The sequence below is a fragment of the Pantoea ananatis LMG 2665 genome (assembly GCF_000710035.2).
In the GTDB taxonomy this organism is placed as follows: Bacteria; Pseudomonadota; Gammaproteobacteria; order Enterobacterales; family Enterobacteriaceae; genus Pantoea; species Pantoea ananatis.
This window is the reverse complement of the sequence record NZ_JMJJ01000005.1, coordinates 242,636-262,534: the sequence shown is the minus strand read 5'-3', so window position 1 is coordinate 262,534 and position 19,899 is coordinate 242,636. Positions and strand designations below refer to the sequence as shown.

The window sequence follows — 19,899 nt, the reverse complement described above, 5'->3', positions numbered from 1 at the left end:
ATTCAATTCGCCCCAGGGCAGATATTCTTATGCAATGGCCTGTAGTGTGCAACACGCGAACTACGCTAAAACATTATCGAATCAGGGCAAGCCGTAATTAAATATTCTGGAATTCAGCCTGTAATCCCTGGTAATAGGCAGACTTCAGCAAAGATTTTTTCAATATCTCATCGTTTTGGGAAGAGAAAAATGAGTAGTTGATTTTACCCGCCAGAGAAAGTCCTGTGTCGCGCATCATCAGATAACTCTGGTCACCACTTCCAATCTCAGGGGCATAATAATTATTGAGTAAATCGTTACCATTGAGATCAAAGTTTTTATTTTCTTTGAAAAGATCATAAAAGATAGCACTCAAAAAAACGCTCAGATGCTTATTGTTTGGATGACTAACGGTACTATAGCACTGCTTATTTTTAAGCATTGATTCCTGATAAAAGTGGGAATAGTCAAATGCGACTTTCTCTTCCTGAAAAAGTTTGTGATAACGCTTTGCGTCTTCAATGACCATATTATGCTGCTTCTGATTATCATAACTCACTTTATGATATTGAGAAACTGCATCCCCGTGCTGATGGCCTGTTAAATAAAGATGCAGGAAGCGATAATCTACATAGACCATTAACTCCGGGACAGGCGCAGGAAAATAACCTAGTTGAGGGGTGGATACACGGGACTCCATCGTCGGCAGAATACGGATGTCGAAATACGCTGCCAGCTTATCAGTTGAAAGCATCCCCCAGCGTTCTGAGTGATACTGCATATAGATATGATCACAACTTTCAAGTTCATGCATAAGATTGATAACATCCCGTTGCGCATCAAGCTTATAAATGGGCGTATTTACCACCTGCTTAATGGCACCGCGATGAAGATCAGAATAATTACTTAGCAACTGGCCGACAATTTCAAGTTGGCAGTTGCCAATGGTGGCGACTTTCATTGGCTTTAATCCTTACAAAATGCTGGCATATGAAAAAGGAGTTGACTGAGGTTTTAAACAGGTTATCAGTTGCTCCTGCCAGTCGGATGCAGTTATTCCTGCAGAGGTAATATGTTCTGTGTTCAATATACTCCGTGCGGGCCGCGTTGCTGCGGAAGGATATTGTGAACTGGTTATTCCGCGTACGTTAACCTCTTTTTCTGCCGCAACAAAGATGGCTTGAGCAAATTCACACCAGCTCACCGCAATATCGCCACAGTAATGATAAATACCCATATTTTCTGGCGAACCAGCAAGGTGAATCATCGCCTCCGCTAAATCACCCGCGTAGGTCGGACAGCCATACTGATCGTTCACCACATGTAACTCGGAACGCGTCTGCGCCAGACGAAGCATGGTACTGACGAAGTTATTGCCATACTCGCTGAACATCCATGAGGTTCTAATCACAATGGCTTCTGGCAATACCTCAAACACACGCTTTTCACCTTCCCACTTGCTTAAGCCATAGAAATTAATCGGGCAGGGCGGATCATTTTCGCTATAAGTCGTTTTCTTTAACCCATCAAAAACATAGTCAGTCGATATATGAATCAGGCGTGCGTTGACCAGTTTTGCTGCTTGTGCCAGATTTTCAGGACCAATCGCATTCACCTTCAGCGCGCGGGTACGATCGGTTTCTGCTTTATCGACGGCCGTGTAGGCCGCAGCATTCATGATGACATCAGGTTTGAATTTTTTGACGACGCGCATAACCGCACAGCGGTCAGTAATATCCAGCTCTGCCGAACCACACGCCAGCGTGATCCAGTCGGCGGGAAAACGATCCAGCAAGCAACGCCCTAATTGGCCATAAGCCCCTGTAAGTAAAACGCGCATTACACCAACTCCTGCAGTGATAGTCCTTGTTGATCTTTTACCGACAATATCGGCTGTTCTACAGGCCATTGAATTGCAACATCAGGGTCATTCCACATCAGGCAGGCTTCATCCTTAGGGTTGTAATATTGAGTACATTTGTATTCAAAGTCAGCGACGTCCGAAAGGACGACAAAACCGTGCGCGAGTCCGGGGGGAATCCACAGCTGCGTTTTATTTTCTTCAGAAAGCAGAATACTCTCCCACTGACCAAAGGTCGGAGAACCGGGACGGATGTCGACTGCAACATCGAATACTTCGCCCCGCACGACGCGCACCAGCTTGCCCTGGGGCTCTGTTTTCTGAAAATGTAAGCCGCGTAATACATGTCGGCCTGAGCGCGAATAGTTGTCTTGCACAAATTCGAGGTGGGTTTCAAGTAACTCCTGATAGCGACGTTTTTCAAACGTTTCCAGGAAAAAACCACGATCGTCACCATAAACCGCTGGCTGGATGATTTTAACATCGGCAATTTTAGTGGCTTTGACCTTCACGCTATTCCTCCACCAACATTTTTAAATACTGGCCATACTGCGTTTTCCCAAGATATTGGGCGCGTTTTAACAGGGCTTTGTGATCTGTCCAGCCTTTACGCCAGGCAATTTCCTCAAGACAGGCAATTTTAAAGCCCTGACGCTTTTCAATGGTGTGGATGAAGTGTGACGCTTCAAGCAAGCTTTCATGCGTGCCGGTATCCAGCCAGGCAAAACCACGGCCCAGTATTTCGACGTTTAATAATCCATCGTCGAGGTACATTTGGTTTAGCGTAGTGATTTCCAGTTCGCCGCGTTCAGAAGGGCGAACCTGTCGGGCCATGGCGCTCACATTGCTGTCGTAAAAATACAGGCCCGTCACCGCATAGTTTGATTTTGGCGTTGTGGGCTTTTCTTCAATAGAAAGTGCACGGAATTGTTTGTCAAATTCGACAACACCAAAACGCTCAGGGTCCATTACCTGATAACCAAATACGGTGGCACCAAGCTCACGAGTAACAACATCTTCTAGCTTTTTACCGAAGCTTTGACCAAAGAAAATGTTATCGCCCAACACGAGTGCGCAGCGTTCTCCAGCGATAAACGACTCACCAATAATAAAGGCCTGCGCCAGACCGTCTGGCGATGGCTGCACAGCATACTGAAGATTGACGCCAAAATGTGAGCCATCACCGAGTAAGCGTTGAAACCCTGCGAGGTCTTCTGGAGTGGTAATGACCAGGATATCTCTAATCCCTGCGAGCATAAGCACCGAGAGCGGGTAATAGATCATGGGCTTATCGTAGACGGGGAGTAACTGTTTGGAGACGCCGCAGGTTACAGGATGTAATCGAGAACCTGTTCCACCAGCCAGCACTATGCCTTTCATCATTCACTTCCTCTATACCCGATCTGCATCTGCAGAGTGATGGTGAAAGAATACGAGTGTGCAAGTGAAATTAATGGCAAGAATAACCGATAAAAAAGCAGGTAAAGTAAAGGATAAGAACGCCGCGCGCCCCTGAACAGAGAGGGAGATAAAATAAACAGGCGTGTTTTGTGTTGCACTAATGCAAATGTTGCAGAGCAAAACGAACGGATTTTGGTCTGGGCCGTAAACAATAAAAAAGTGAACTCAGCGTTACAGTTCATCTCCGCTATGCCGATAATTCCCTTCAGAATGGCTCTAATTTTGATATTAATTTTCATGTTCTGGGGTGGTTATGCGCTTTAACTATGACCTGCTACCGGGCGAACGTCTCTCATTTGAAGAGATCGCCCTACGTTATGCACAACAATACCCTGATGAGAAAGAACTGACCGCGCGTGCGTTGCTGAGTCCTTCAACCAGCTATCGGACGTTAAAAATTCGCGCTGTCTTTGCTCAGGAAGAGAGTAACAGTCCGCTGGAAGACCTGTTGTTCATTGCCAACGATAACGAACGAAAAAATTATCTGCGCCGTTTTGAGCACTATCTGAAACAGCAGCAGCCTTTTCACTATTTTCGTCGGGGACACGAGGATAAAGAGAACAACCGGTGGAAAGTGATTGGGCAGAGCTACGTCTATGCGATGGTCGATCCGCACTCCGCTCAGGCGCAAAACCTGATCAACAGCCGGGGCTATAAGCTGGTTCTGATGCGCGAGGACGAAGAGGATGCCTGGTGGCAGCTGTTCAACGTTCAGTCTAATCCTTGCTTTCCACAGTCACGCCGTATCCAGTTTATTGTGGTACTAAGCACGCCTGAGCACAGAACGCCCGCTGCAGTTATGCCTGGTACGGAAGTCGGGCGGCGGGTGAAAGCCAAAGTGTTGCAGAAGGCCAGCCAGTCAGAGTTTATGGCGGCGGTTAAGGCGCGCTATGGGGCCTGTATCATTACCGGAACCAGCCTTCTCGATCAGCATCAATGGCCCTGGGTCGAAGCCTGCCATATCGATACGCGCGAAAACGAAGAGGGATTTCTCGCAGACAATAGCGTGGATAATGGGCTGTTCCTGCGCAGCGACTTACAGCGGCTTTTCATCAACAGAATGATTAGTATCGATGGTGATTCCGGGCAGGTCCGTTTTCACACGGATGATAAAACACGTGAAAGCATTAGCCCGTTTTATCAGGAGATGGAAGGCCGGGTTTGCGCGCTATGGGAAAACGTCCCCGTAGCCACACGGCAGCGTTTGCTGACATTACGTTAGCCTTCCTGTTCAGAGCGGAGACTTCCGCTCTGAAACATCACAAATTTGAAATAACCTCGGTTTATCCCGCCTATTCTGCCAATCAAAAGCCCTACAGAATTGCATAATCATGCCGATAACTTCATTAACGCAGGGTAGTCAACGTGAACGATCTCTATACCGCCGAAGGCGTGATGGACAAACATTCGCTCTGGCAGCGCTACGTACCACTGGTACGTCATGAAGCACTGCGCTTGCAGGTCCGCCTGCCAGCCAGTGTTGAACTTGACGATCTGCTTCAAGCCGGGGGCATTGGTCTGTTGAATGCGGTGGAGCGCTATGACGCACTCCAGGGTACCGCCTTTACCACGTATGCAGTACAGCGCATCCGTGGAGCCATGCTTGATGAGCTTCGCAGCAGGGACTGGGCACCACGTAGCGTCAGACGAAATGCTCGCGAGGTTGCGGGAGCCATGCATCAGGTTGAACAGATGCTGGGCCGCGCTGCCTCTGAGCAGGAAGTCGCGCAACAGTTGAATGTTTCGATAGAAGAGTACCGGCAGATTCTGTTGGATACCAACAACAGCCAACTCTTTTCGTACGACGAGTATCGGGAAGAACACGGTGACAGTGCGGAACTGGTGACGGAAGGGCACGAAGAGGCCAATCCACTTCATCAGTTGATGGAAGGGAGTCTGCGTGAACGCGTCATTGAAGCGATCGAGGCCTTGCCCGAACGCGAAAAGATGGTGCTGACACTGTACTACCAGGAAGAACTGAATCTGAAAGAGATTGGCGCGGTTCTTGACGTGGGGGAATCCCGAGTCAGCCAACTGCACAGTCAGGCGATAAAACGCTTGCGTGCCCGACTTACGGGAGCGCGCTAGAAGGCTCAGTTCCTGGCGATCTATAAATAATAAGAAATCGGGGACTCAACAGTGGGAGCCAAAACCAAAGCCAGACCTTTAAGTCGTTATCTTAAAGACTACAAACACAGCCAAACCAATTGTTCACACTGTGGCAAAGTTTTAGATCGTATGGCGCTGGTCTTCCGAGGTCAGATCATCAATAAAGAGGCCATCGCACGCATGGACCAAATGATTGATGAGCCGCTTTGGCTAAAACTTCAGCCTGAATTAACGGCGCTTTGCCGTTTTTGCAGCGATATTTTTTGTAATACACATCCTAACTACTTTGACATTATGGCGTTTAAACAATATCTGTTCGAACAGACGGAAATGAGCCCGAGCACGATTCGTGAATACGTGGTTCGCTTACGTCGGCTTGACGATATGCTGAAAGCCAGAAACTTTCCGGCTGAAAAACTGACAGGCAATAGCTGGCATCAATGCCTGGAAGAAGACTTACCTGATGCTGGCAATAATAATTATCGTATTGCGCTGCGAAAGTACGACCAGTTTTTAGGCTGGCAGCAACGTTAAGGGACACAGTGAAATGTCAGAGAGCGTTGCCACTGACATGATGTCTCCCACCCCCATTTTTCCCACTTCGCGGGGGAAAATGGGGATGTTGCGCTGCAGCAGGCTGACCTCTCTTTTCCCCCGCATTTGAATTCAGGATGATCCTTTCCGCATCTTCTGTAACACTGTAAAGATCACTGCCTTGTGCCCAACGGGAGGCCGCATTGTCCTTACATCTTATCCATCAGTTTCCTCGTATCGAACTTCTGGGCGCGCCCACGCCGCTGGAATATCTGCCCCGTTTATCTGACTATCTTGGTCGTGACATCTTTATCAAACGTGATGACGTGACACCGCTGGCTATGGGCGGTAACAAGCTGCGCAAGCTGGAGTTTTTAGCCGCGGATGCCCTTCGTGAAGGCGCTGACGTGCTGCTGACCGCCGGCGCCATTCAGTCTAACCATGTGCGTCAAACGGCGGCCGTTGCAGCCAAACTCGGCCTGAAATGTGTGGCCTTGCTGGAGAACCCGATAGCAACGCACAGTGAAAACTACCTGACCAATGGCAACCGCCTGATGCTGGATCTCATGGATGTCGAGGTGGTGATGGTCGATGCGCTGACCCAACCTGCCGTGCAACTGGCGGAACAGGCGGAGCGGCTTGAAGCGCAGGGCTTCCGGCCTTACATTCTGCCGGTGGGCGGTTCGAATGCGCTGGGGGCGCTGGGCTATGTGGAATGTGCCCAGGAGATTGCTCATCAGAGCGAAGGGGGGGTGGATTTTGCGGCAGTCCTGGTTGCATCAGGCAGTGCCGGAACGCATGCCGGTCTGGCGGTTGGGCTGGAACAGCTGCTGCCGGAAACTGAGCTGGTTGGCGTAACCGTATCGCGTAACGTCGCTGAGCAACGGCCTAAGGTTGACGCACTACGCCAGGCCCTGGCAACGCAGTTAGCCGTAGAGGCGAAGGCACCGGTCACGCTATGGGATGACTATTTTGCTCCGCGCTACGGCCAGCCGAATGAAGAAGGCATGGAGGCGATCAAACTGCTTGCGCGTCTTGAAGGGATTTTTCTCGATCCTGTTTATACTGGTAAAGCCATGGCGGGCCTGATCGATGGTATCAACCAGAATCGTTTTCGCCGGGAAGGGCCGCTGTTGTTTGTGCATACAGGCGGCGCGCCCGCGTTATTTGCTTATCACCCTTCGGTCTGAGACGCAGCGCAAAAAAGGGTTATAATTCAGCCGTTATTTTAACGCCTTAGGTAAAATAACGCCCATAATGACAGAGCGGCAGGCCGTGATGCGCCGCTCAACAGCTCACTTACAAATAATAAACGGGGTAAACATGGCTTTCTCACAGATTCGTCGCCAGGTGGTGACGGGAATGATGGCGGTTGCGCTGGTGGCAGGCTTCAGCGTTAAAACGTTTGCGGCAGACGATTTACTGGCGCAGGTTAAAAGCAAAGGCGAGCTGCGCGTCGGTCTGGAAGGCACCTATCCTCCTTTCAGTTTTCAGGATGAAAAGGGCAAGCTGACGGGCTTTGAAGTGGAGTTTGCTCAGGATCTGGCCAAACACATGGGGGTTAAAGCCGTCCTGAAGCCAACCAAGTGGGATGGCATGTTAGCGGCGCTGGATTCGAAACGCATCGATGTGGTCATCAATCAGGTGACGATCTCCGATGAGCGTAAAAAGAAATATGATTTCTCTACGCCGTATACGATTTCTGGCGTGCAGGCGCTGACGCTGAAGAAAAACGCGGGCAGCATCACTAAGCCAGAAGACCTCGCAGGGAAGAAAGTCGGTGTGGGCCTGGGGACCAACTACGAGCAGTGGCTGCGCGCGAACGTAAAAGGTGTGGATATCCGCACTTATGATGATGACCCAACCAAATATCAGGATCTGCGTTCTGGTCGCGTTGACGCGATTCTGGTGGATCGCCTGGCTGCTCTGGATCTGGTGAAGAAAACGGGCGATACCATGGCGGTAGCCGGTCCGGCATTCTCGCGTCTGGAAGCGGGCGTTGCGCTGCGTAAGGGCAACGAAGATTTACTGAAGGCGATCGATCAGGCCATTGCGGAAATGCAGAAAGACGGCACCCTTAAAAAGCTGTCAGAAAAATGGTTTGGCGCGGACGTTACTAAATAATGCAGGAAAGTTTACAACTGGTGCTGGACTCAGCACCCTTTCTTCTTAAGGGCGCGCTGTTCACGCTGCAGCTCAGTATTGGCGGTATGTTTTTCGGGCTGATACTGGGCTTTTTGCTGGCCCTGATGCGCCTGTCCCGCTTCTGGCCCGTGAACTGGCTGGCGCGTATCTACGTGTCCATCTTTCGTGGCACGCCGCTTATCGCCCAGCTGTTTATGATCTACTACGGTCTGCCGCAGTTTGGCATTGAGCTGGATCCCATTCCCTCGGCGATGATTGGGCTGTCGCTTAACATGGCGGCCTATGCCTCAGAATCGCTGCGCGGCGCGATTGCGGCCATCGAGCGCGGCCAGTGGGAAGCGGCGGCCAGTATCGGCATGACGCCGTGGCAAACGCTGCGTCGGGTTGTTTTACCGCAGGCCGCCCGTACCGCACTCCCGCCTTTGGGTAACAGCTTTATCAGTCTGGTAAAAGATACTTCGCTGGCTGCCACGATCCAGGTTCCGGAATTGTTTCGTCAGGCGCAGCTGATTACCTCACGCACGTTGGAGGTGTTCACCATGTATCTGGCGGCTTCGCTGATCTATTGGGTGATGGCAACCGTACTGTCAGCATTGCAGAACCGACTGGAAGCGCACGTTAATCGTCAGGATCAGGAGGCGAAATGAGTGCTATTGAAGTTCGCCAGTTGGTGAAAAAGTTTAACGGACAAACGGTACTGCACGGCATCGATCTTGATGTCGCCCCGGGCGAAATCGTCGCGATAATCGGCCCCAGTGGCTCAGGTAAAACCACGCTGTTGCGCAGCATCAACCTCCTTGAGGTCCCGGATGCTGGCCGCATTAAAGTGGGTGATATCACCATTGACGCCAGCCTGGGCATGAACAGACAGAAAGAGCGGGTGCGGCTGTTGCGTCAGCAGGTGGGTTTTGTCTTTCAAAACTTCAATTTATTTCCGCATCGTTCGGTGCTGGAAAATATTATTGAAGGTCCGGTGATTGTGAAGCGGGAAGCGAAAGCGGACGCGGTTGCCCGCGCGCGCAGCCTGCTTGAAAAAGTTGGACTCAATGGCAAGGAAGACAGCTACCCACGGCGCCTGTCCGGTGGTCAGCAGCAGCGTGTCGCCATTGCCCGCGCGTTGGCGATGCAGCCAGAAGTCATTTTGTTTGATGAACCGACCTCTGCGCTGGATCCGGAACTGGTGGGTGAAGTACTGAACACCATTCGCGCACTGGCTCAGGAAAAACGCACCATGGTTATCGTGACGCACGAAATGAGCTTTGCCCGCGACGTCGCCGACCGCGCCATTTTTATGGATCAGGGCCGTGTTGTTGAACAGGGCCCTGCTAAGGCACTCTTCAGCGATCCTCAGGAGCCGCGTACCCGGCAGTTTCTGAATAAATTTCTTAATCAATAAACCCGGTGCCGCCAGAAGTTGGCGGCGCTTATTGCGCTGTCTCCCACCTTTATTCTTCTCAGTTTCTTCCGAAAATTTACATTTTGCATAGATTTAATTAACTGATTTTAAAGGTGATTTGTCATCATCTCGCGTCCTGAGGTAACAGATTGTAACTTTTAAGAGCCGCCTGATTGAGACTTCCCGCTAAATATTAATAATTCTTCACAAATTCATTGCACGATCGGGAAGACATAATGAACCAACCCAGGAAGGAAATCCTCTGGATCAATACCCTAAAAGGGGGATGCATTTTACTTGTGGTACTGCATCACTCCATCATTACAACCTTCGCGCCAGCGCTTCATCATTTGACAGCCGGTATCGTACCGGCTCATGCGTGGGTGGCGTTTAATACCTGGCTTTCCCCCTTACGGATGCCGGCATTTTTCTTTGTATCCGGCCTGCTGGCCAGTAACTCGGTGATCAATAAACGCTGGAAAGCGGTCTTCACTAAAAAGTTCAGCAACATCGTTTACCTGTATCTGCTGTGGGGCGTAATCCAGTGGCTGAGTATCCACTACATTTCAACCCACCTGGGCGAGCGGCTGTCCAGCAGCAAAAACGCCGCCTATGCGGATTCGCCAATGGAGTTTATTAAACTGCTGATGCTGTCGATGACCAGCCTGTGGTACCTGTATGCTCTGGCGGGGTTTTTTCTGGTCACTAAACTTTTCCATCGGCAGAAGATGCTGCTGGTGGCTGCGGCAATAGCGGCAAACTACGCCGCGCAGTTTAGCCTGATCCCCGGATGGGGCCCGGCCAGCGTGGCACAGAACTATCTCTATTTCTTACTGGGCGTATTTTTTAGCGCAACGTTAATCGAACTGAGCGGTTTAAAAGGTCGTCACTGGCTCTGGTTGGGCGCAATCGCGGCGATCGGCATTGCCCATCATCTGGGCGGCATATATAAAAACCCGTTCTACAGCCTGCTGACCATCGTCTTTGGTATTGTGCTGTGCCGTTTTCTTAATGCGCATTTCAATATGGCGTGGCTGAACTATATAGGGCGTAACACGCTGCAGATTTATGTTTTGCACCGTATCTTTATCGAACTGGTGGGGCTGAGCGCCATCTCACTGGCGCTGCACTACGGCTGGTTTGGCAACGCGGGTTTTAGCTGGGCATGGGCGTTGCTGATGCCGTTAACCGGAGTGGCAGTCTGCACGATCCTGTCTTTGATGGTCTGGTCGCTGCTGAACCGGGGGCCGGGACGGATGCTGTTTATTCATCCACGTTTAATCAGTAAACGGCAGCCAGAAACCCAAGCCTCATGATCCTGACGTACCGGGCCAGCATGCTGGCCCGTTTCGTATCCTTTCTCTGGCGGGCACCGCAGGGAGTAAGCATTTCTCCCCGGTTAGCCTGTTCCTGTCGCGTCAGCTGACAGGGCGAGAAGCATCAGTCGCCTCTGGTCGGGGAAGGGACACTTCATGTTGAGGCTGCTCTTTGCGTGCCGTGTTATGCCGGGAGACAAATGCCTTTGATGACCAGGTGCTGAATCAGAATAATGGTTTTCGCGTCAATGATGATGCCGGCATCAATCATCGCAAGCGCCTCTTGAATCGGCACCTCAATGACTTTGATATCTTCACCTTCAGCAGCAAGGCCTCCGCCCTCGTTAATCCGCATTTCGCGGGTAAAAGGGGCGATGAAAAAGTGCAGACGCTCAGTGACGGAACCCGGGCTCATGAATATCTCGCCAATCTTAGTGACCTCATTCAGCTTATATCCGGTCTCTTCTTCGGCTTCACTTCTTATTGCCTGAATCGGGTCCCGCTCATCAAGCAAACCGGCGCAGGCTTCAATCAGTTCATAGTGATGACCGATCAAAAACGCAGGCAGCCGGAACTGGCTGGTAAGGATGACCGTTCTGTCATCGCGGTTGTAGAGCAGAATAGTCGCACCGTGGCCGCGATCGTAAGCTTCACGCGTGAAACGCTGTTCTGTCCCATCGGAACGGACATAGGTCATATCGTATTTGGTCAGGGTGCCCCAGTCGTTTGCCAGTATCTGCTGGTTGTTAACGGTCGCGGTGGTGGAAACGGGCGTATAATGCGCATGCTTCATATTGAGATTCCATTGGTAAGTAAGTCTGGAAGAGCCATTCAGACACAGCGTGCCGAGTGGACATTAAAAAAATCACCCCTAAACCTAAACCTAAACCTAAAAATGCACTTTTCACCTGTCAGCGATATTTCCGAAAGGAACACCTAAGCGAATAACGTTTAGCGGTGTTTTATCCACGCCCTGTCTTTTTTAAGGTGATATTCGAACCTGAAATAAAGATACAGGCAATAATGCAGGGAAAAATTTAGCCGAAAAGGGCATAAACGAACGATTTTACCTGGCTGAATAAGCCACTCGCGCTAATCAAATACACACAGTAACGTTACCTGTACTTAAGATGAGTCACCTGAGCTAACATAAAGCCAGAAATAAGGTTAAGCAAGCGTTGAGTGTGAAAATTCGCCGGGACGTCATCGTGCGGTGAGGCATCGCGCGATGAAACGTTTATCTGTTGCCGCAACGATAAAGTCATGGCACTGCTGGGGCAGGATACGCGCGGCCTTGGGGCCTTTGCGGCAGGATGCCTGCATAGCGCGGCACGGCTTTTGCAGCGCGCGTTCACGCAACAGCGTAGGGCCAGGGAATAAAATACCTCGCCTGTCCTGCGCGACCCAGGCCAACTGATTTAATAACTGACCTGATTATTAACGGGCAGCAACACCTGGATATTTCTTATTTATTCAGATAAGAACACCTTATTTATTCCGTCGTCTGACAACAATTCCCTGCGTTGAAATTAAATCCGGGATAAATGTCAGAAAACATCCTGTATTGTAAAGTACGGTTTTAAACCCTTCCGGGAGGGGGACTTTAAGACTTTCGCTACATTCAGGAGTGCGAGCATAGGGAATACTTTTCGTATAACGATAACGTCGGCAGTTCGAATAACTTGTTTGTACATGACACAGCGACGGAAAAAGCCTGATGACGAAAAATGAAGAAAAAGATATTGCATGGATTAATACCCTAAAGGGAATCTGTATCCTGCTGGTCGTCCTGTATCACACGGTGTTACCCGGTTTTGAAAGTCGGGTGAAAGATCTGGCCGCAGGTGAATGGGTGGCAGAGATGTGGGTGCAGTTTAATACGTTATTATCGCCGCTGCGCATGCCCGCGTTTTTCTTTGTGTCGGGTTTACTGGCCAGAAATGCCATCATTGATCGCCCCTGGAAACGTATCGCGACCAGCCGGATGACAAATCTGTTTTATCTCTATCTGCTGTGGGGAGCCATTCAGTGGGGGGCCATCACGGGCATTTCAACGGAAATTACCGGGCAGCGTATTTCACAAAATATCAATGCGGCCTATGCGGGAACCTTTTCTGAGTTCCTGACGCTGACGTTTCTGGCGATGAGCACCTCATGGTATTTATATGCCCTGGGGATCTACTTTCTTCTTGCCAAACTTTTTCAACGTTACAACCTGCCTTTATTGCTTATGGCCGCAGTGCTTAATTATCTGGCGGTTGAAAAAATCATTCCCTACTGGGGCCCGCAGAGTCTGGCGCAGTATTTTGTTTTCTTCATGCTCGGCACGTTCTGGTGTTCGCAGATATTGCGTTTAAGCGAGTGGCGAAGGCAAAACGGACTGCCGTGGTTGTTACTGCTGCTGCTGCTGGCGGGCCTGCCCGCTCTGTTCGATTTCGACAGAAGCCTCTTCTTATCTGTTCTTGCCATCCTCATCAGCGTAGCGGCCTGTCGCGGGTTAAATCAGGTCAGTAGCATGGCGTGGCTCAACTGGATTGGCCGTCACACCTTGCCTATTTACGTCCTGCATCGCATCTTTATTGAGTATTTCGGCATGACGGCCATTTTGTTTGCGCAGCGCCACCAGCTCTTTGCGCTGGCATGGTTTTCGTGGCTGTGGGCCTGCCTCTATCCGCTGGTCATTGTCGCCCTCTGCTCACTGGCGTCCGTTGCCGTCTGGTCGCTGACAAATCATGGCGTCGGGCGCGCGTTGTTTCGCTTCCCGACGCTGATAAAACGGCCTGTGTACCCGGCGGCGTAACCGGGGCAGGTGGCGCAGGATGCGGGAACAGAAAAAGGCGTGGTGTAAAAAGCGCAATGAAGCCGGCCGCTGATAGCGGGCCGGATTGCGGTCAGGCTTAGTTACGCGCGCGCATCACCTGATAGCGGCGCGTGAAATACTCGACCGGCGCGCTCCAGATGTGCACAAGGCGGGTAAACGGAAACACCAGAAAAATCGTCACTCCCAGAATCAGGTGAATACGATCAATCCCTTCCACCCCGTCAAGCCAGCGTCAGACGTTGCTCCGCAACGTGATCACCGCCTGTGCCCAGCCGACCTGTTTCATCATGCCAGGGCCATCCATATATCGCCCAACGCTCAGCGCAAAAAAAAGGTTCATGCCCGGGCATGAACCTTTAACGTAAGCGATCGGTCTGAAGGACGTTACCCGATTGTCATCAGGCTGGCATTGCCGCCCGCGGCTGCGGTGTTAACGCTGAGCGAACGTTCAATCAGCAGACGTTCCAGCAGCAGATTAGTTTCGCCGCGCGCAAAACCCTGCACCGACACGATGGCACCTTCGCGCGCCGCAACCTGTTCGCACAGGTTGCGGAGCTGGTCGGCATCACCGTGATAGATAACAGCGTCAAAATGCGCAGACAGGGGATCGTTGGAGAGCGTAATGCGGCTTTTCACCGTCGCCGGTAAGTTGCCCAGCAGTGCGCGGTGCAGCTCATCGTCCTGCCACAGTGCCTGGCTGCCTACGCTGGTGACCGCCGCCAGTTGAATCAGAGCATCCTGCTCGTTATCCGCCAGACAGAGTACCTGCTCACGCGGCAGCAACAGGAAGGTATTGCGTTCGCCTGTTGGTCCGGGCAGCAGGCGTACCGTGCCTGCCTGAGCCAGCTCGGCATAATGCTGGCACAGTGAAGACAGCTGAGGCTTATCTTTTGCCCACTCGCTCAATGCCTGATGCGCTGCCAGCAGCAGCTGACGCTGGGCATGGTCGGCCGGGCGCTCAGCATCCTGACGGGCGAGGGTGGTGCTGAGTGCGTTGTCCGGGCGATTCGCCAGCAGGCGATACAGATAAAGCGGGCCCCCCGCTTTCGGACCGGTACCGGATAACCCCTCGCCGCCGAATGGTTGCACGCCCACCACCGCGCCAACCATGTTGCGGTTAACGTACAGATTGCCCACTTTGGCCGCTGCGGTGACCTGCATGATGGTTTCGTCAATGCGGGTATGGACGCCTAACGTCAGCCCATAGCCCGAGGCGTTAATCTGTTCGATCAACTGCGGCAGGCCACTGCGGGTGAAGCGCACAACGTGCAACACCGGACCAAATACCTCTTGCGTCAGATCGCTAACCTTATCCAGTTCAATCAGCGTCGGTTTCACAAAGGTTCCGGTTGCCCACTCTTTGCTGTCCTGTGGATGATCCTGCGCCGTTTGAAACACCTTAAAGCCTTTATTGCGCATGGCCTGAATATGGCGCTCAATGTTGGCTTTGGCCTCTTTATCGATCACCGGGCCGATATCGGTGGACAGGCGCTCCGGATTGCCCATACGGCACTCCGCCATCGCGCCACGCAGCATTTTCAACGTATGTTCCGCGACGTCCTCCTGAACGCACAGCAGACGCAGCGCAGAGCAGCGTTGACCCGCGCTGTCAAAGGCCGAGGCGACGATATCGATCACCACCTGTTCTGTCAGGGCGGATGAATCGACAATCATGGCATTCATGCCGCCGGTTTCAGCAATCAGCGGAGTGGGGCGGCCTTGGGGATCCAGCCGGCCTGCCAGATTACGTTGTAACAGGGTGGCGACCGCCGTGGAGCCGGTGAACATCACGCCACGAATGCGTTCGTCTCCGGTGAGCTGTGCGCCCACGGTTTCACCGAGGCCCGGCAGCAGTTGCACGACGCCAGCCGGGACACCGGCACTCAGTAAGATCTCAACGGCCTGCGCGGCAATCAGCGGCGTCTGCTCGGCAGGCTTCGCCAGCACGCTGTTTCCGGCCGCCAGCGCGGCTGCGACCTGACCGGTAAAAATGGCCAGCGGAAAGTTCCACGGGCTGATACAGACCACAGGTCCCAGTGGGCGGTGCGTTTCGTTGTCAAAATCAAGGCGGACGATGCCAGCGTAGTAATAGAGGAAGTCCACGGCCTCACGCACTTCGGCAATGGCGTTGCTGTAGGTTTTACCGGCTTCGCGCACCAGAATGCCCAGCAACTGCTGTAGCTGACCTTCCATTAACTGTGCTGCACGCTCAAGGATGGCCGCGCGCTCCTGAGGCGGAGTGGCAAACCAGATAGGACCGGCATTGACCGCCGCCTCAATGGCCTGGGAAACCTCCTGTTCTGAGGCATGGCGAACGGTACCGACGACGTCCGACGGCGCGGCCGGATTCACCACATTCTGGCTTTCTCCGCTACCAGCAGGGCCGTCAATAAGCGGTTGTGCCAGATAAGGCTCACTCGCGCCGCTCAGCAGAGCACTGGACAGGGAAGCAAGGCGGTGCTCGTTAGCCATATCCAGACCCGCAGAGTTAACCCGGTCGCTGCCATATAAGTCTCGCGGCAGCGGGATCTTTGGATGTGGCAGGCCCAGGGTGCCTTCGCTGGCACCCAGTTTTTCAATTTCACTCACCGGATCGGCGACCAGCTCGTCTATCGGCATGGACGTGTCGGCAATACGGTTAACAAAGGAGGTATTCGCACCGTTTTCCAGTAGGCGACGCACCAGGTAAGCCAGCAGGGTTTCATGTGTACCTACGGGGGCATAGATACGGCAGGGACGATTGAGCTTGCCGTCTGCCACTTTGCCTACCACCTGATCGTAGAGCGGTTCACCCATGCCATGCAGGCACTGGAACTCATACTGTCCGGGATAATAGTTATTGCCCGCCAGTTGATAGATCGCGGCCAGCGTGTGCGCGTTATGTGTGGCAAACTGCGGATAGATTAGATTGGGCACTGCCAGCAGTTTACGGGCGCAGGCCAGATAAGAAATGTCGGTGTACACCTTACGGGTATAAACCGGATAGCCTTCCAGCCCTTCCACCTGGGCGCGTTTGATCTCGCTGTCCCAGTAAGCGCCTTTCACCAGGCGAATCATGAGACGACGACGGCTGCGTTGGGCCAGATCTGTCAGCTCATCAATCACAAACGGGCAACGCTTCATATAAGCCTGAATCACGAAACCTATGCCGTTCCAGCCTTCAAGCTCGGGTTCAAAACACAACCGCTCCAGCATATCGAGAGACAGCTCTAAACGATCGGCCTCTTCCGCATCAATGTTAATGCCGATGTCGTAAGAGCGGGCTAACAGGGTCAGCGACTTCAGAATTGGATACAGCTCATCCATCACCCGATCATACTGCGCGCGGCTGTAGCGCGGATGGAGTGCGGACAGCTTGATAGAAATGCCCGGGCCTTCATAGATGCCCCGACCGTTTGAGGCTTTACCAATGGCGTGAATCGCCTGCTGATAAGAAACCAGATAGGCTTTGGCATCGCTGGCCGTCAGGGCGGCTTCACCCAGCATATCGTAGGAGTAACGGAAGCCTTTTTCTTCAAGCTTGCGGGCGTTGGCCAGGGCTTCGGCGATGGTTTCACCGGTCACGAACTGTTCGCCCATCAGGCGCATCGCCATATCCACGCCTTTCCGGATGAGCGGCTCGCCGCTCTTGCCAATAATTCGGTTGAGCGAGCGCGACAGGTTGACTTCATTGTGCGTTGAGACCAGACGGCCCGTAAACAGTAATCCCCACGTCGCGGCGTTCACAAACAGTGACGGGCTGCGGCCAAGATGTGACTGCCAGTTACCGTTGCTGATCTTGTCGCGGATCAGCGCATCGCGGGTGGGCTTATCCGGGATACGCAACAAAGCCTCGGCCAGGCACATTAATGCCACACCTTCCTGAGAGGAGAGTGAAAACTCCTGCAGCAGGCTTTGCACCATGCCGGCACGGCCGGTCGCCCCTTTTTGGTGCCTCAGCTTGTCGGCCAGCTGGTGCGCCAGCTGCTGCGTTTTTTCTGCCAGGGCGGCGGGAAGGCGCGCTTGCTCAAGCAACATGGGAACAGCATCAGTTTCAGGACGGCGCCAGGCGGCTGTCACCGCAGAGCGGGCGACCGACTGCGGCAAAATGTTTTCGGCGAATTCAAGGAAGGGCTGAACCATCTCTTCCGGGGCAAGCTCATCGGACGCTGAGTCGTTAAGCTGCAGGGGGATCTCATCCACCGTTTCACCCGCATCTAACTGGGTCAGATAATTAAAGATCGCCTGTTTGATCAGCCAGTGTGGCGTGCGATCGAGTTTCTGCGCCGCCAGTTTAATACGGTTGCGGGTGGCTTCATCCAGCTTCACCCCCATGGTTGTTGTTCCCATGATTTTCTCTTCCTTAAAACGGTTTTGACCAGAGCATGGGCTGCACTATTACCCATGTTGCAACTTTGTGCAACCAGGTTAAATGTGACCTCGGTTGCACACTTTGAAACCCCTTTTTTAATTAACATTTAAAAGCGGCACAAATCTTGCTGCAAAAAACTCGCCAAAGTTGCAACCTCATTCAATTTAAAGGGTGAAATCATTGCAAAGGTGCAACTTTATTGTGAGCGGGCGCAACCTGTGAGCATTAAAAAGGGATTGAGAGGTGAAACTGATGTGACGGATGTGTTAAATGCATTGTGTGCGCCGTGCCTTTACGGCAGGATACCGCGCCTTAAGGGAAATCGCTTTCTCTTGATGCGGTAACAGCCTGACGCCTTCACGTTCCGAGGGGGGCAGGAAAAAGATTTCTCTCAAGAGATCGGATAATAACGGAGAAACAAATGACAGTAAGTACGCCAATGTTGGTGACCTTTTTAATTTATATCCTTGGGATGGTGCTTATCGGTTTTATTGCCTGGCGCTCAACGAAAAACTTCGACGACTATATTCTGGGCGGACGCAGCCTGGGCAGTGTCGTGACTGCGCTGTCCGCTGGAGCCTCCGATATGAGTGGATGGTTGCTAATGGGATTGCCGGGTGCCATTTTTCTCTCCGGTATCTCTGAAAGCTGGATCGCCATTGGCCTGATTATTGGTGCATGGTTTAACTGGAAGATTGTCGCGGGGCGCTTACGGGTTCAGACGGAACATCATGATAACGCCCTGACGCTGCCTGACTTCTTTACCAGCCGCTTTGAAGATCGCAGCAAAATCTTGCGGGTCATTTCTGCCGTGGTGATTCTGGTGTTTTTCACTATCTACTGCGCATCAGGCGTGGTAGCGGGCGCGCGTCTGTTTGAAAGCACCTTTGGTATGGATTACTCCACCGCCCTCTGGGCCGGTGCCGCCGCCACCATTCTGTATACCCTGGTGGGCGGATTCCTGGCGGTGAGCTGGACGGATACCGTTCAGGCCAGCCTGATGATCTTCGCGCTGATCCTGACGCCAGTCATCGTGGTTATCGCCGTGGGTGGCTGGAGCGATTCGATGGCGGTGATTGAGGCCAAAAATGCTGAAAACGTGGATATGTTCAAAGGCCTGAATTTCGTGGCCGTGCTGTCACTGCTGGGCTGGGGACTGGGCTATTTCGGTCAGCCTCATATCCTGGCACGTTTTATGGCGGCGGATTCACATCGTTCCATTCGTACCGCGCGCCGTATCGGCATGGCGTGGATGATTCTCTGTCTGGCGGGCGCGGTGGCCGTGGGCTTCTTTGGGATCGCCTATTTCCACAATAATCCTTCTCTGGCTGCGGGCGTTTCACAGAATGGAGAGCGCGTCTTTATTGAGCTGGCACGTATTCTGTTTAATCCGTGGATTGCCGGTATTTTACTGTCTGCCATTCTGGCGGCGGTCATGTCCACGCTCAGCTGCCAGCTGCTGGTCTGCTCCAGTGCGCTGACGGAAGATTTGTACAAAGGCTTTTTACGCAAGAATGCCAGCCAGAAAGAACTGGTTTGGGTAGGGCGCCTCATGGTGCTGCTGGTAGCGTTAGTGGCCATCGCGCTGGCGTCGAATCCCGAAAACCGGGTGTTAGGTCTGGTCAGCTATGCATGGGCCGGTTTTGGCGCGGCATTTGGACCGGTAGTCCTGTTTGGCGTGTGCTGGAAACGCATGAACCGCAACGGTGCGCTGGCGGGAATGATTGTCGGTGCGGTCACGGTACTGGTATGGAAACAGTATGGCTGGCTCGGCCTGTATGAAATCATTCCGGGCTTTATTTTTGCCAGTATCGCCATTGTGGTCTTCAGCCTGGCAGGCCGGGAACCTTCTGCAGCTGCCATTGAACGCTTTGATGCTGCCGAGGCAGAATTCCAGACTAAATAAGGCGTGAACGTGTTGAAAAG

At 52.4% G+C, this 19,899-nt stretch carries 16 protein-coding genes and 1 pseudogene; 10 read left to right on the top strand and 7 right to left on the bottom strand.

Going from position 1 to position 19,899, the window contains the following annotated elements:
- Positions 1–97: 97 nt before the first annotated feature.
- From EL29_RS09155 to rfbA, 4 genes are read right to left on the bottom strand one after another with little or no spacing between them, the layout of a single operon-like run.
- The gene (locus tag EL29_RS09155) at positions 98–940 is read right to left on the bottom strand and encodes a WcbI family polysaccharide biosynthesis putative acetyltransferase (protein WP_014593929.1); all 843 of its coding nucleotides are present in this window, start codon (positions 938–940) and stop codon (positions 98–100) included.
- A gap of 12 nt (positions 941–952) precedes the next feature.
- The gene (gene rfbD / locus EL29_RS09150) at positions 953–1,819 is read right to left on the bottom strand and encodes a dTDP-4-dehydrorhamnose reductase (protein WP_019105010.1); all 867 of its coding nucleotides are present in this window, start codon (positions 1,817–1,819) and stop codon (positions 953–955) included.
- Positions 1,819–2,352, bottom strand: coding sequence for a dTDP-4-dehydrorhamnose 3,5-epimerase (rfbC, locus tag EL29_RS09145; RefSeq protein WP_014593928.1), 534 nt, complete (start codon positions 2,350–2,352; stop codon positions 1,819–1,821). The genes rfbD and rfbC overlap by 1 nt, the downstream gene beginning before the upstream one ends.
- Before the next feature lies 1 nt (position 2,353).
- The gene (gene rfbA, locus EL29_RS09140; protein ID WP_022623282.1) at positions 2,354–3,220 is read right to left on the bottom strand and encodes a glucose-1-phosphate thymidylyltransferase RfbA; all 867 of its coding nucleotides are present in this window, start codon (positions 3,218–3,220) and stop codon (positions 2,354–2,356) included.
- 334 nt (positions 3,221–3,554) lie between these two features.
- Between rfbA and EL29_RS09135 the strand changes: the two genes are divergently transcribed.
- The 8 genes from EL29_RS09135 to EL29_RS09100 all read left to right on the top strand — a co-directional run bounded on the left by EL29_RS09135 (position 3,555) and on the right by EL29_RS09100 (position 10,801).
- On the top strand, positions 3,555–4,523 hold the full coding sequence (locus EL29_RS09135; protein ID WP_014593927.1) for an HNH endonuclease signature motif containing protein: 969 nt from the start codon (positions 3,555–3,557) through the stop codon (positions 4,521–4,523).
- A 143-nt stretch (positions 4,524–4,666) separates the two neighbouring features.
- A complete protein-coding gene (locus tag EL29_RS09130) occupies positions 4,667–5,389 on the top strand; it encodes an RNA polymerase sigma factor FliA (RefSeq protein ID WP_006118887.1) in 723 nt (240 codons plus the stop codon).
- Positions 5,390–5,440: 51 nt separating this feature from the next.
- Positions 5,441–5,944 (top strand): flagella biosynthesis regulatory protein FliZ, encoded by a 504-nt coding sequence (gene fliZ / locus EL29_RS09125; RefSeq protein ID WP_013026139.1) that lies wholly within the window; start codon positions 5,441–5,443, stop codon positions 5,942–5,944.
- 203 nt (positions 5,945–6,147) lie between these two features.
- Positions 6,148–7,134, top strand: a complete 987-nt coding sequence (locus EL29_RS09120) for a D-cysteine desulfhydrase (RefSeq protein ID WP_028715246.1) — start codon at positions 6,148–6,150, stop codon at positions 7,132–7,134.
- A gap of 133 nt (positions 7,135–7,267) precedes the next feature.
- A complete protein-coding gene (gene tcyJ / locus EL29_RS09115) occupies positions 7,268–8,068 on the top strand; it encodes a cystine ABC transporter substrate-binding protein (protein ID WP_014605583.1) in 801 nt (266 codons plus the stop codon).
- Entirely contained in the window at positions 8,068–8,736 is a 669-nt protein-coding gene (gene tcyL, locus EL29_RS09110) for a cystine ABC transporter permease (RefSeq protein WP_013026136.1), read from the top strand. Before tcyJ ends, tcyL begins: the two co-directional genes overlap by 1 nt.
- A complete protein-coding gene (tcyN, locus tag EL29_RS09105) occupies positions 8,733–9,485 on the top strand; it encodes an L-cystine ABC transporter ATP-binding protein TcyN (RefSeq protein WP_013026135.1) in 753 nt (250 codons plus the stop codon). Before tcyL ends, tcyN begins: the two co-directional genes overlap by 4 nt.
- A 236-nt stretch (positions 9,486–9,721) precedes the next feature.
- Entirely contained in the window at positions 9,722–10,801 is a 1,080-nt protein-coding gene (locus EL29_RS09100; protein WP_024471525.1) for an acyltransferase family protein, read from the top strand.
- Positions 10,802–10,985: 184 nt separating this feature from the next.
- On the opposite strand, the gene EL29_RS09095 is transcribed toward EL29_RS09100, so the two are convergent.
- Positions 10,986–11,594, bottom strand: a complete 609-nt coding sequence (locus EL29_RS09095) for an NUDIX domain-containing protein (protein WP_013026133.1) — start codon at positions 11,592–11,594, stop codon at positions 10,986–10,988.
- Between the two features lie 924 nt (positions 11,595–12,518).
- On the opposite strand from EL29_RS09095, the gene EL29_RS09090 reads away from it, so the two are divergent.
- On the top strand, positions 12,519–13,601 hold the full coding sequence (locus EL29_RS09090) for an acyltransferase family protein (RefSeq protein ID WP_028715245.1): 1,083 nt from the start codon (positions 12,519–12,521) through the stop codon (positions 13,599–13,601).
- A 97-nt stretch (positions 13,602–13,698) separates the two neighbouring features.
- Here EL29_RS09090 and EL29_RS22970 read toward each other — a convergent pair.
- Both EL29_RS22970 and putA read right to left on the bottom strand, forming a co-directional pair.
- A pseudogene (locus EL29_RS22970) lies at positions 13,699–13,932 on the bottom strand (respiratory nitrate reductase subunit gamma); the annotation flags it as partial.
- A gap of 74 nt (positions 13,933–14,006) precedes the next feature.
- Positions 14,007–17,951, bottom strand: a complete 3,945-nt coding sequence (putA, locus tag EL29_RS09080) for a trifunctional transcriptional regulator/proline dehydrogenase/L-glutamate gamma-semialdehyde dehydrogenase (protein ID WP_028715244.1) — start codon at positions 17,949–17,951, stop codon at positions 14,007–14,009.
- Between the two features lie 443 nt (positions 17,952–18,394).
- Between putA and putP the strand changes: the two genes are divergently transcribed.
- Positions 18,395–19,879, top strand: coding sequence for a sodium/proline symporter PutP (putP, locus tag EL29_RS09075; protein ID WP_014593920.1), 1,485 nt, complete (start codon positions 18,395–18,397; stop codon positions 19,877–19,879).
- Positions 19,880–19,899 lie beyond the last annotated feature (20 nt).